The organism is Mesorhizobium sp. B3-1-8 (genome assembly GCF_006439495.1).
GTDB lineage: Bacteria > Pseudomonadota > Alphaproteobacteria > Rhizobiales > Rhizobiaceae > Mesorhizobium.
In genome coordinates this window covers 25,343-38,382 of record NZ_VFTK01000033.1, presented here as the reverse complement: position 1 = coordinate 38,382, position 13,040 = coordinate 25,343, and the positions used below count along the sequence as shown (strand labels likewise).

Annotated in this window: 11 protein-coding genes and 1 tRNA gene; 6 read left to right on the top strand and 6 right to left on the bottom strand. The window is 63.0% G+C overall.

Annotated features, from left to right (window positions below; genetic code table 11):
• Positions 1–84 precede the first annotated feature (84 nt).
• Both FJ424_RS33700 and FJ424_RS25635 read left to right on the top strand, forming a co-directional pair.
• Positions 85–255 (top strand): hypothetical protein, encoded by a 171-nt coding sequence (locus tag FJ424_RS33700; protein WP_181164840.1) that lies wholly within the window; start codon positions 85–87, stop codon positions 253–255.
• Between the two features lie 112 nt (positions 256–367).
• Positions 368–442 (top strand) — tRNA-Val (locus tag FJ424_RS25635).
• A gap of 87 nt (positions 443–529) precedes the next feature.
• Here FJ424_RS25635 and FJ424_RS25630 read toward each other — a convergent pair.
• Entirely contained in the window at positions 530–1,210 is a 681-nt protein-coding gene (locus tag FJ424_RS25630) for a phosphoglycolate phosphatase (RefSeq protein ID WP_140657833.1), read from the bottom strand.
• Between the two features lie 160 nt (positions 1,211–1,370).
• Between FJ424_RS25630 and rpiA the strand changes: the two genes are divergently transcribed.
• The 4 genes from rpiA (at position 1,371) to FJ424_RS25610 (ending at position 5,380) form a co-directional block, all read left to right on the top strand.
• Positions 1,371–2,066: a ribose-5-phosphate isomerase RpiA gene (gene rpiA, locus FJ424_RS25625; protein WP_140657831.1), complete on the top strand. Its 696-nt coding sequence runs from the start codon at positions 1,371–1,373 to the stop codon at positions 2,064–2,066.
• A 21-nt stretch (positions 2,067–2,087) separates the two neighbouring features.
• The gene (locus tag FJ424_RS25620; protein ID WP_140657829.1) at positions 2,088–2,687 is read left to right on the top strand and encodes a DUF2059 domain-containing protein; all 600 of its coding nucleotides are present in this window, start codon (positions 2,088–2,090) and stop codon (positions 2,685–2,687) included.
• A 117-nt stretch (positions 2,688–2,804) separates the two neighbouring features.
• Entirely contained in the window at positions 2,805–4,193 is a 1,389-nt protein-coding gene (gor, locus tag FJ424_RS25615; protein WP_140657827.1) for a glutathione-disulfide reductase, read from the top strand.
• 26 nt (positions 4,194–4,219) lie between these two features.
• Positions 4,220–5,380, top strand: coding sequence for a serine hydrolase domain-containing protein (locus FJ424_RS25610; RefSeq protein ID WP_140657825.1), 1,161 nt, complete (start codon positions 4,220–4,222; stop codon positions 5,378–5,380).
• A gap of 152 nt (positions 5,381–5,532) precedes the next feature.
• Here the strand turns inward: FJ424_RS25610 and mgtE are convergent, their stop codons facing one another.
• From mgtE to FJ424_RS25580, 5 genes are all read right to left on the bottom strand, one after another.
• Complete coding sequence (mgtE, locus tag FJ424_RS25605) at positions 5,533–6,897, bottom strand: magnesium transporter (RefSeq protein WP_140657823.1); 1,365 nt, start codon at positions 6,895–6,897, stop codon at positions 5,533–5,535.
• Between the two features lie 279 nt (positions 6,898–7,176).
• Positions 7,177–9,069 carry an ABC transporter ATP-binding protein/permease gene (locus tag FJ424_RS25600; protein ID WP_181166857.1) on the bottom strand — a complete coding sequence of 631 codons (1,893 nt, stop codon included), beginning with the start codon at positions 9,067–9,069 and terminating at the stop codon, positions 7,177–7,179.
• Positions 9,070–9,425: 356 nt separating this feature from the next.
• Positions 9,426–9,827: a DUF6252 family protein gene (locus FJ424_RS25595; RefSeq protein WP_140657819.1), complete on the bottom strand. Its 402-nt coding sequence runs from the start codon at positions 9,825–9,827 to the stop codon at positions 9,426–9,428.
• Positions 9,828–10,433: 606 nt separating this feature from the next.
• Positions 10,434–11,114, bottom strand: coding sequence for a DsbA family protein (locus tag FJ424_RS25585; protein ID WP_140657817.1), 681 nt, complete (start codon positions 11,112–11,114; stop codon positions 10,434–10,436).
• Between the two features lie 40 nt (positions 11,115–11,154).
• Positions 11,155–12,975: an extracellular solute-binding protein gene (locus FJ424_RS25580; RefSeq protein WP_140657815.1), complete on the bottom strand. Its 1,821-nt coding sequence runs from the start codon at positions 12,973–12,975 to the stop codon at positions 11,155–11,157.
• Positions 12,976–13,040: the final 65 nt, after the last annotated feature.

Below are 13,040 nucleotides of genomic sequence, written 5' to 3'. Positions count from 1 at the left end.
CAGATTGCGAAAAATCGAAAACCGCTCTATGGAGCGATCGGCTGAATGAGGGCGGCTACTCGACACATTGCACAAGGTCGCCCCATGCCCGATGCATTCTCACGCGTCATCGCCTTCCTTGCCGTGGTCACGGCCCTTTTGTTTGCCGGGCTGCATTTCCATCAAGGACACATCATCGCCACGCTCTATTTCATGACCGGCGCCATTCTGGTGACGGCTGTGACGCGCATGAATGTGAGGCGGGGGTTGATTTAGAGCCTTAACCGGTTCAGCTCGGCAGTCGTTCGAAGATCGTCGGCACATCGCCTTGACTTCGAGAGCTTGCCTACCTTATATCGCGGCTCGCTTCGGCCTTCGGGCAAAGAGCGGGCGATTAGCTCAGCGGGAGAGCACACCCTTCACACGGGTGGGGTCGCAGGTTCAATCCCTGCATCGCCCACCATCCAACAGCTTGATAGTGTTGGATGAATGGCCCGACGAATTCTTCTACATCTTCTACAATTGCACTGGGGAAGACGGGTCTGCGCGCTCAGCGTGCCGCCGCGATCAACCGCTCGGCCAGTTGCGGCGTCAGCGTGTCGAAATGCGAGATCACCAGGGTCGGCTCGAATTCGCGCACATGGCGGTCGGTGTAGCCGAAATCGACCGCGACCACCGGAATGCCGGCTGCTTTGGCGGTGTCGATGTCGGTCTGCGAATCGCCGACCATCAAGGCGTTCTCCGTATCGCCGCCGGCCAGCCGGATCGTCTCGGTGAGATGGCGCGGGTCGGGCTTGCGGAAGGCGAAGGTGTCCTGGCCGCAGATCGCGGCAAAATAGTTCGACAGGCCCAGCGCGCCGATCAGCGCCACGGAATTGGCCTCGTATTTGTTGGTGCAGACCGCCATCAGATAGCCGGCGGCCTGGAAACGATCGAGCGCGGCAACGACGCCAGGATAGGGGCGGGATTTGCCGGGAATGTTCAGCGTGTAATGGTCGAGGAACAGGTTCAGCAGCCGGTCGTGCTCTTCCGCCACCAGCGCCTTGTTCTGCGCGGCATGCGCGCGTTCGATCATGACGCGCCCGCCATGGCCGACGAAGCGCCGGAAACCGGCTTCGTCGACAGCGGCGAGGTCGCTTGCCGCCAGGCTGTGATTGAGGCTGTCGAGCAGGTCCGGCGCCGTATCGACCAGCGTTCCATCCAGGTCGAAGACGATGATCGGGCTCGGCATGGCGCGTTCCTGTAGCGATTGAATTGCCGCAGCCGATACAGGTTGGGCCGGGTTCAAGCAAGAAGCCTCGATCGGTCCACAGAGCCTTTGAGAGCGGCCCTTTGACGGGACAGGCAAAAATGCTAGGAGGCGCGCGAAACTGGCGAAATCGGGGCTCCCCATGGATGCAAGGCAGTTGAAGGTCGAAGCCGCGCGGGCCGCGCTCGCCCATGTCGGCGACGGCATGCGCCTCGGCATCGGCACCGGCACCACGGCGGAAGAATTCGTGCGGTTGCTGGCCGAGAAGGTTGCGACCGGCCTCAAGGTCATTGGCGTGCCGACTTCCGAGCGCACCGCGGCGCTCTGCCGCGAACTCGGCGTGCCGCTGTCTACACTGGAAGAAACGCCGGAACTCGACCTCACCATCGACGGCGCCGACGAGGTCGATCCGGACCTGACCCTGATCAAGGGCGGCGGCGGCGCACTGCTGCGCGAGAAAATCGTCGCGGCGGCGTCCGATCGCATGATCGTCATCGCCGACAAATCCAAGATGGTCGGGACGCTCGGCCGGTTCCCGCTGCCGATCGAGGTCAACAAATTCGGCCTGCGCGCCACCGAGATCGCGGTTCGGGCCGCCGCGGTAGGGCTCGGTCTTTCCGGCCCGGTTACATTGAGGATGACGGGGGGCCAGCCATTTGTTACAGACGGCGGCCACTTTATCCTCGATGCATCTTTTGGCCGCATTCCGGATACAAGAGCGCTGTCGAATGCTCTCTTCGCCATTCCAGGCGTTGTCGAGCACGGTCTATTCATCGGGCTGGCGTCAACGGCCATCATCGCCGGCGGCGACGGTATCGAAACCGTCCATGCAGCCTGAAACCAGGGAGTTCTATCGACCATGATGTTGCCTAAACGAGTTCGCCGCTTTTCGATGCTTCTGGCGGCCTCGGCCGCCCTTGCGCTGTCTTCGCCGGTGTTTGCGCAGGATGTCAGCGAATCGCATCTGAAGGCGGCGCGCGCGGCCGTCGCGGCGATCCATGCCACGGACACGTTCGACAACATCCTGCCGCAGGCGGCCGGCGCGCTCGAGGCGCAGCTGATCCAGAAGAACCCCGACATGCAGGAGCTGATCGGCAAGACCGTGGCCGAGAAAGCGCTCAGCCTCGCCTCGCGGCGCGCTGATCTCGAAAAAGAAGCAGCACTTGCCTATGCCAAGGTGTTTTCCGAGCAGGAGCTCAACGACATCGCCACCTTCTACAGCTCGGAAGCCGGCAAGAAGCTGCTGGACAGCGGCCCCGCGGTGACGCGCGACCTCGTGAAGGCCGCCGACATCTGGCAGAATGGCGTCGCCCGCGACCTCGCCCAGCAGGTCGGCGAGACGATCGCCGCCGCCGCCAAGGCCGCGGCGCCGGCGGCACCGGCTCCGGATGCCACCGCGCCCGCCGATGGTTCCGCTCCCGCCGACAATTCGGCCCCGGCGGACGACTCGCAGAACTGATCCCAGTCAATCCGCCGACGGCGGCTGGACCACAAAGCCCGGGTTTGCCCGGGCTTTTCTTTTGCCGCTTTGCAGCCTACCTGTGACCCGTCTTTCTCATCCGCAGGAGCCCACGCGATGGCCGGTTATGACTATGATTTGTTCGTCATCGGCGGCGGCTCCGGCGGGGTGAGGGCGGCCCGGGTGGCGGCGGCCCTCGGCAAGCGCGTCGCCGTCGCGGAGGAGTACCGTTTCGGCGGCACCTGCGTCATCCGCGGCTGCGTGCCGAAGAAGCTCTATGTCTATGCCTCGCAATTTCCCGAACATTTCGCCGACGCCGCCGGCTATGGCTGGACGGTGCCCGAGGCAAGCTTCGATTGGCAGACGCTGGTCGCCAACAAGGACAAGGAGATCGCGCGGCTCGAGGCGATCTACAAGAGGAATGTCGAGGGCTCCGGCGGCGAGACCTTTCATTCGCGCGCCGTGCTCGTCGACCAGCACAGCATCTATCTGGTTGCCGAGGACCGCACGGTCAGCGCCGACCAGATCCTGATCGCCACTGGCGGCCGGCCGGCGCCGCATCCGGCGCTGTCAGGCCACGAATACTGCATCTTCTCCAACGAGGCCTTCGATCTCAAGGAGCTGCCGAAGGCGATCATGATCGAGGGCGGCGGCTACATCGCTGTCGAATTCGCCAACATCTTCCACGGCCTGGGCGTCGACACCACGCTGGTCTATCGCGGCCAGGAGATCCTGAGCCGCTTCGACATGGATTTGCGCCGCTCGCTGCATGAGACAATGGAGAAAAAGGGGATCAGGATCCTCTGCCCCACCGTTTCCGAATGGGTGCGCAAGACCTCGGAGGGCCGGCTCGACGTGCTGCTGTCTTCTGGCCAAACCCTGACCGTCGACCAGGTCATGCTGGCGATCGGGCGTATTCCCAATACCGAGAATATGGGCATGGAGGGCGTCGGTATCGAACTCAGCAAGACGGGTGCGATCGTGGTCGACCAATATTCGCGCACCAATGTCGACAACATCTGGGCGATTGGCGACGTCACTCATCGCGTGCAACTGACGCCGGTGGCCATCCACGAGGCGATGTGCTTCGTCGAGACGGCCTTCAAGGACAACCCGACCGCGCCGGATCACGACACCATTCCGACCGCGGTGTTCTCGCAGCCGGAGATCGGCACCGTCGGCCTGTCGGAGGACGACGCGATCAAGCGCTATCCCGATGTCGAGATTTATCGCGCATCGTTCCGTCCGATGCGGCACACGCTGTCCGGCCGCGACGAGAAGATGCTGATGAAGCTGGTGGTCGACGGCGCGTCAAGGAAGGTGATCGGCGCCCATATTCTAGGCCCCGATGCCGGCGAGATGGCGCAGCTTCTCGGCATTCCGCTGAAGGCAGGCCTGACCAAGGACGATTTCGACCGCACCATGGCCGTGCATCCGACGGCGGCCGAGGAACTGGTGACGATGTACAAGCCGACCTATCGCGTGAAGAACGGCGAACGCGTCTGACATTTCAGGATTTCAGGGAGCCTGCGATGTCCGCCACCGCCGCGCCGCTGGACCGCAATTTCGCCCGGCGCGTCGATCAGGTCGTGGATGGCGCGATCGAGGAGCGCCGTATCGTCGGCACGGTCGTTCTCGTCGCCCGGCGCGGCGAGATCCTTTATGGCCGCGCAGCCGGGGTCGCCGACCGCGAGGCGAACGAGCCGATGCGACAGGACGCGATCTTCCGCCTGGCCTCGGTGACCAAGCCGGCCGTCGCCACCGCGGCGCTTGCCTTGGTCGAGGCTGGCGTGATCGATCTTGCCGATCCGGTGACGAAATTCATACCCGAGTTCCGACCGAAGCTTGCCGACGGCAGCGAACCCGCCTTGACCATCCGGCATTTGCTCACCCATACAGCCGGTCTCGATTACGGCTTTCGCCAGCCCGCCGGCGGTCCTTATCAACGGGCCGGCATCTCGGATGGCCTCGACCAGCCGGGCCTTTCCATGACCGAGAACCTCCGCCGCATCGCCTCGGTGCCGCTGTCCTTCGCGCCGGGCGCGGGCTGGGGCTATTCGGTGGCGATGGACGTCCTGGGGGAGGCGATGGCGAGAGCCGCGGGCGAGACCTTGCCGGACCTTGCCGAGCGCCTGGTCGCCAAGCCGCTCGGTATGAGCGACACGGCTTTTGCCGTCCGTGACCGGGCCCGGCTGGTGACGCCTTACGCGGACGGCCCCGGCGGGGCAGTCGCCATGGGCGAGCATCATCTCGTACCTTTCGGCGATGGCGCCATCTCGTTCACGCCCGGGCGCACTTTCGATCCTGCCTCCTTCGTATCCGGCGGCACCGGCATGAACGGAACGGCCGGCGATGTCCTGAAGCTGCTCGAAGCGCTGCGGCGCGGAGACGGGACGGTCATCTGCCCCGAGACGGCAACGGCGATGACCAGGGATGCGATCGCAGGTCTGGAGACAACCATGCCAGGCTGGGGCTGGGGTCTGGGATTTGGCGTGTTGCGCGACCCGGTGGCGGCGGCGACGCCGCAGACTCGGGGTACCTGGCGATGGGGCGGCGTCTACGGCCATTCCTGGTTCGTCGACCCGACGCTCGAGCTGACGGTGGTGGCCCTCACCAACACGGCGATCGCCGGCATGATGGGCGCTTTCCCGGACGCGCTGCGCGACGCGATCTACGGCCGCCAGGCCGGATGACGGAGACAACCCGCCGCCGATAAATACCGGCGGCGGTAAAGTTTTCAGACCTAAAGCGCGTCGCGTCGAAACGGATTCACGCGACGCGCTTTAGGTCGTTGCTTGATGCATGTCGTTGTCGCAAAACCGAGGTCACTTTTGCGCGACATGCATTAAAGCAGCGTGCCGCGCAGGATCACCAGCGCCACCGAGAAGTAGATGACCAGCCCGGTGACATCGACCAGCGTGGCGACGAACGGCGCCGAGGCGCTTGCCGGGTCGAAGCCGATGCGCTTCAGCGCGAAGGGCAGCATCGATCCCGACAGCGAGCCAAAGGTGACGATGCCGACCAGCGCCGCGCCCACCGTTGCCGCGATCAGCATCCAGTGCGGACCGTAGTCGTAGAAGCCGAAATACTGCCAGAGCGCGATGCGGCAGATGCCGACAATGCCGAGGATCGAGCCGAGCACCACCCCGGTCGGCAGCTCGCGCAGCGCCACCCGCCACCAGTCGCGCAGCCCGATCTCGCGAAGCGCCAGCGCGCGGATGACGAGCGACGTCGCCTGCGAGCCGGAATTGCCGCCGGAGCTCATGATAAGCGGGATGAACAGCGTCAACACGATCGCCTTTTCCAGCTCGCTCTCGTAGCTTTGCATGGCGTTGGCCGTAAGCATCTCGCTGAGGAACAGCGCGCAGAGCCAGCCGGCCCGCTTCTGGATCATGGCGAGGAAGCTCATCTTCATATAGGGCTCGTCCAGCGCCTCCATGCCGCCGAAACGATGCACGTCCTCGGTCGTCTCCTCGATCATCGTGTCGATGATGTCGTCGACGGTGACGATGCCGAGGATCCTGCCATGGTCGACCACCGGCAAGGCGAGCAGGTCGTATTTCGAGATCGTCTGCGCCAGGTTCTCGCGATCGGTGAGCGGCGTCACCGTCACCGGCACGCGATCGGGCGCCACCGACAGGATCGGATCCTCCGGGTTGCCGGTGATCAGCCGGCGCAGTCCGGTCGAACGCAGCAGGAGCTGCGTTTCCGGATCGACGATGTAGATGGCGTAGATGGTTTCGCGGGTGCGCTCGACCTTGCGGATGTAGTCGAGCGTGCGCCCAACGGTCCAGTCCGAGGGCACGCTGACGAATTCCGTCGTCATGATCGAGGCAGCACTGCCTTCCGGATAGCCAAGGATGGATAGCAGCGTCGCGCGCAGCGGCGTGGCCAAGGCGCCGAGCAGCTCCGAGCGGGCCGGCTCATCTAACTCGCGCAGAATGTCGGCCGCGCGGTCGACCGACATGGCGGTCAAAAGCTTGCTTGCCTTGGGACGGGGCAGGGCTTCGGCGAGCTCGGGCGCTGCTTCGAGCTCCGGCTGGTCGAAAATCTCGACCAGCCGCTCGAACGGCACGGCGCAAAGCAGCTCGATGGCCGTCTCGCGGGGTTCGTGATTGAGGGCTTCGACGACGTCGGCGACGTGATCGTTGGCAAGAACACGGGCGACGGCGGTTGCTTCGTCGTCCAATACGGGGGCGAATTCGTTCATGGCTCACTCCTTGCCGTCCGGCAGGACGTGAGCCATCAGGTCACGTCAGGGCGGACGGCGGTTGCGTTCGACTGTGACTGTCGCCAGGCATGGCGGGTTGACCTTTCTGCTCGCCGGGTTCGAGTTTGAATTTGGCGAGCGGGCGCAACATAGGAGCGCTTTTTGCCGAGTCAATTGTCAAAAGCTCGGAAATCGGGTGAGGGGAGGTCGGATCGCGAGACTGTGATCGGCAGCCGCAGCAGCCAAGCCATGGAAGCAGTTAAAAGCTTGGCCTGACTGCTATTTCTGCTTCAGCCGGCGGAACCGCAGCCATTTGTCCTCGGCCGGCCGCGGCGGCTGGGTGAGGATGGTGGTGAGCTCGCGCGGCAGGCTGGGAGCGAGCGGCTTCTTGGTGGCGACGCCGTCAGCGATCGCGACCACGCTGTGGTAGAAATCCTCGCCCGTAAGCGAGCGCGGTGGCACTGCCTCATGCATGACGCTGATGACGGTGACGTTCGCGCAATTGTCCTTGATCGCCTGGTGGAAGGCGATCTTGCCTTCGGGATCGAGCGCGCCGGTCGCCTCGTCGAGGAACAGAAGTCCGGGCTGCCGCAGGATGATGCGGGCGACCACCAGCTTCTGCTTCTGGCCGCCCGAAAGCACCTGGTCCCAGACCTTGCCCTCACGGCTCTCGTCGGCCAGGTGCCCGATGAAGTCGCCGAGACCGGCTTTATGCAGGGCTGCGGCGACCTGCGTGTCGCTATGGTCGTTCTCGGAACCCGGCAGGCAGACGAGCTGCTTTAGCGAGACCTGCTGCAGCTTGACCTCCTGGGCGGCGTAGAAGCTCGTCACGCCTTCCGGGAAAACGATGGTGCCGCGGCCATATGGCCACAAGCCATTGATCGCCTTGATAAGCGAAGTCTTGCCGCAGCCGGACTCACCCTTGAGGAAGGTCCATTCGCCGCGACGGAAACGCAGATTGGCGGCGCTGAGGAAGGGCGTCGCGTCTTCGCCCTGGTGCGCCAACTCGAGCTTCTGGATGGTGAGGCCGAATACGGGGTTCTGGGTGGCGTAGCTGAAGTCGGAGCGGCCGGTCTGCTGATAGAATTCCTGCGGGTGCTGGACGTTCTCGATGGCGTTGGCGAGTTCGGTGACGCGCTGGCTGTTGGCCCGCAGCGTGGCAATCGCCGGCATCACATGGATGAACCACGAACACTGGCTGATCAACTGGGCGACCATTTCGGAGCCGGTGATGTAGCCCTTGTAATCGAGGCGGTTGTGGATGAACGACACGAGGCCGGGCGAGTAGGCAACGATGCGGGCGCCGACGAAATTGTAGATCAGCTCGAACGACGTGTAGCTGGTGTTGACGATGTTGAGCCGCCCCCATGTCTTGTCGATATCGACATAGAGCCGGTCATGCATCGACTTCTGCACGCCCTCGCCATGCGAGGCGGCGACGTGGAAGCTGCGGCGCAGGAACGTCGTCAGTTCGCTGCGGTAGCTGCCCTCGGCCTGCTGCATGCGCACATTGAGCCGCTCGAGCAGGCGCCCGAGCTTGACCGCGATCCAGGTGTTCAGCGGCACATAGATGGCGACGGCAAGGAATGCCAGCACCGCGGTGCCGTAGCTGCCCAGGAATTCCAGGCCCTTGACCTCGACCGAGGACCCAATCAGGTTTTCACCGATGAAATAGAGCGAAGTCGCAACACCCAGCACGCCCATGGCAAGCCCGATGGCGCCGCCGGTCATGTCCTTGATCGATTCCTGGATACGCTGGTCGATGTTGTCCGGAGCGACGATGCCGCCGGCCGCCGAACCGTGCTGGGCGTGGAAATGGGTATGGTTGCCGTCGAGCAGGGCCTGGTTGAACTGGTTGTTCAGCCAACCCCGCCATTTGCGGTGCAAGGTCGTTGAAACGAGATTGCGCACGCCGGTGAAGCCGGCATCCTTCAGCACGACCAGCAGCACCAATATGCCGGCATTGGTCAGGATGGTCTGCAACGGATGGGTGTTGGCGGCGTCGTGGAGGAAGGCGATCGAATTGCCCAATTCGCCCAACGCCACGGCAAACCAGACGCCAGCCTTGCTGGACAATGCCGTCAGCAGCGCAATGACGACGGTGAGGGTCCAAGCTTCCTTCCACCGGTTGGAGAACCAGTAGGCTCGCATCAGCCCCCAGAATGTACGCATCGACGATACCGGCGTGAGGGACGAGGTCTTTGCCTCGCTGGATGTTTGCTCCGGTACTGTACGTTGCGGTCTACCGACCCAAGTCACGATCCCGCCCAAACCTTTCTAGTTTTGTTACACATGGTAACACCAATTGATCATTTTCCATTAATTTTCTCCCGGCGAATGTGAACAGGGTTACCCGCCGTGGCCCGAGGGCAACAGAAAGGCCGCGCCGGGCGGTCGCTAATCGCGCCGATTTCGTCTTTTATTCCAGCGCGTTAAAGACGATTGCGCCAGCCGGCGGCAACCTTCCCCTGGGGAAGCGGAAAACACGGGTTTGTGAATGGAAAAGAGGTATTCGCGGGCCTGGATGGCTACTGGGCGGTGACCGGAATGCCCGAAAATCTACCGTCAATGAGATCTTCGGGCTTGCCCGATTCGTCTTTTCCCAACGCGCTGAAATGACCGGAAACGGTCTTTGCGGTAGGATCGTATTTGTCGACGACGATCTCGCCGCTGGCGAAGCGTACATGGCCGACCATGGCGCCGGAATCGAGAATGTTGAAGCTGGCGCTGTTCGCGGACGACCCGGTCTTGAGCGGATAGGTGCCGGCAAAGTCGTTCGGATCCTTCAAAACCAGCATCGAATTGAAGGTCATGGTCGGCGAGCCCTGTTCTGTTCCCGACAGGTTCAAAACCGGCTTGCCGCCCATCTGCATCGTCTGGGCCAGGGTAAAGGACGCCGTCCAGGGTTTGCCTTCGAAGGTCGCCGACATAACGGCTTCCTCGGCCGATACGCGCTGCAACGACAATGGGAGCCCCAGGGCAAAAGGCAAAGAGAGCAGCAACAATGCGCCACGCCTGACTGCCATTTATGTCGCCCTCAAATCAGCCAAACCCCCTCTCAATCCTAGCCCAGCGCCGTGTCCGAGGCGATTCACCAGATCGTGTTCGGCCAGACGGGCATGATTTTGACAACACGCCGTCCGGCAACATCGGCTGCATTTATACGCCGAAGGGCGGCACCAGCACCTACCAGCCGCAGAATGGCGGGCCGGAGCTTTCCTGCTCACGCGTCGAGCCCAGCTACGTCACCGTAATCCTGGGGCCGAAAGGGCCGGCGACGCTGATCAAGAATCCCGGCGAGCAGGGCTGTTGCAGCGACGTGACCAAGCTTGGCTACGGCAACAGCAGGAGCAGGGGCCGTTTTCCTGTCAGTCGTCGACGAAGGGCTTAAGCTGCACGGGCAGCAATGGCCATGGCTTCTTCCTGAGCAAGGTCAAAGCGACCGCGAAGTAGGAGCACGATTCCAGGAAAAGCGCGCGGCGTCAGGTTGGGCGGCTTCGCGGCAGCCTTCCGCCCCGATTGCGCGGAAGGAGCATTCAGTTCGCGGTTTCGAGCTCGCCGCGCGCCTTGGCCTGGGCCACCTGGCGTATCGCGTCGGCAAGCGTGTCGGCATCCTGCGCGCCCATCACCGCATATTTGCCTTCGAGCAGGAAGCAGGGAACGCCGGTGATGCCCATGCGCGAAGCTGTGGCGATCTCGTTGCGGACTGCCTCGACATCGGCATCGGTCGGCAGCAGCGTTTCGACCACAGACGCATCCATGCCGGCCTCGCCGGCGGCCTTTATCAGCACCGCGTGGTCGCCGATGTTCACGCCTTCCTCGAAATTCAGCTGGAAGAGGCGGCGCACCAGCCGGTTCTGCACATCTTCACCCGCGGCGCCCGCCCAGCGGATGACGCGATGAGCGTCGAGCGTATTGGCCGCGACCTTGATGGCGCCAAATGCAAAATGGATGCCCTCGGCCTCGCCGAGCGGCTCGATGCGCGCGTGGATCTGTTGGATGCGTTCCTCGCTGCCAAACTTGCCGAGCATGTATTGACGGCGATCCATGCCCGCCGACGGGATGGTCGGATCGAGCTGGAACGGTCGCCAGCTGACATGCACGTCGACATCGCTTGCAGCAGCAATGGCCTTGTCCAGCCGCTTCTGGCCGATGAAGCACCAGGGGCAGACAACATCGGACACGACATCGACGGTGATGGAGTTCTCGGCGCTCATGCTCGTTTCCTTTTTGGTCCCGATTATGGCTGGGCTTGCCTCAGTTGGGCTTTCGCCACCAGGTCGGCAGCTGATAGCCGAATATGGGGGTCTTTTGCGGATGTTCCAGATAACTCCAGTAAGCGAGCCATTGCTGCGTGTTGTATTGCATCGGCACTAGGTAGTTGCCCGAGATCAGCAGCCGGTCGAGCACGCGCACCGCCGCGACATAGTCTTCCTTGGTGCGGCCGTTCAGCATGGCGTCGATCGCGGCGTCGATCGCCGGATCGGCGACGCCGGCGAGATTGAACGATCCTTCTGTCTTCGCGGCGATCGATCCCCAACGGCCGAGCTGCTCGCTGCCGGGCGACAGCGAATTGCTGAAGCCGCTCGCCCCGATCAGAACCTCGAAGTCGAAACGCTGCTTGCGCGACTGGATCTGGTCGCCGTCGAGGGTGCGGATGCCGACGTCGATACCGATCTTCTCCAGCGTGCGCTGGTAGACGGCCGCCAGCCGCTCTTCGTCCTGGGATGAGGTCAGGATCTCGAAGCCGAACGGGTTTCCTTGCGCGTCGAGCATCTTGCCATCCTGCACATGGAAGCCTGCACCTTTCAGCAACTCGAAGGCCGCTTTGAGCACCTTGCGGTCCTGGCCCGAACCGTCCGTCACCGGCGGGCGCCAGGTGCCGTCCATCACATCTGGCGGCACGCGGCCGGGATAGGGTGCAAGCAGCGCCTTTTCACGATCGTCGGCCGGGTGGCCGAGCGCCGAAAGCTCGGAATTCTGCCAGTAGCTCATGGTGCGGTTGAACTTGCCGCCGAACAGGTTCTTGTTCGTCCATTCGAAGTCGTAGAGCATGCCGAGCGCGCGGCGGACAACGGGATTCTCGAACTTCGGTAGCCGGGTGTTGAACAGGAAGCCGGTCACCACCGGGGGAATGCCGGTGTTGAAATATTCTTCCTTCACATCGCCCTTTCGGAAGGCCGGAAAGTCGATGTCGCGCTCACGCTTGACCGGATCGGTCTCGTCATCGAGGGCGCAGATTCCTTTCTTGAACGCTTCCGTCTTGGCGTTGGCGTTGAGAAAATACTCGATGGTGATCCGGTCGAAATTGTCGAAGCCGCGTTTCGACGGAATGTCCTTGCCCCAATAGTCCGGGTTGCGCTTGAAGACGATGCGCTGCCCCGGCAGCACCTTGTCGACGGTGTAGGGCCCGCTGCCGATCAATGGCTTCAGCGTCGTTCTGTCGAACGTGTCCTTGTCGAAGGCGTGCTTAGGGACGATCGGTGTCAGCGCGACGATCATCGGGAATTCGCGGTTGGCCTTGTCGTTGAAGGTGAATTTCACGCTGTGGTCGCCGGTCTTTTCCAGCTTGGCGATCATGCTCATGCGGTCGCTGTAGGGCGGGCGGCCCTTGTCGGTGAAGACGTCATAGGTGAACAGCACGTCCTCCGGAGTCACCGGCTGCCCGTCCGACCATTTTGCGTTGGGGTTGAGATGGAACTCGATCGACTTGCGCTCCGGATCCATGTCGGCGCTGTCGGCAAGCAGCCCGTAAAGACTGAAGGGCTCGTCATAGTTGCGCTGCATCAGCGGCTCGAAAACGAGATTGCCGTAAACGGTATCGATCATGCCGCGCGCCGTCGTGCGCAGGCTTTTCAGGATGAAGGGGTTGAGGTTGTCGAAGGAGCCGACGACGCAATAGGTGACGCTTCCGCCTTTCGGCGCGTCCGGATTGACGTAGTCGAAATGCTGGTAGTCGGGCGGCAGCGCCGGCTCGCCTTGCATGGCAATGCCGTGCTTCGGCTCCGACTGTGCCGGAAGGAGCGAAAGAGCCAGAAACGAGGTCGCGGCGATCAGCCGAACGAGAACGCGGTCCATGACCGTCTCCTTGCCGGGCGGTTTTGTGATTCGCCATGCACCCTAGAGCATTTCCTTACCCGATT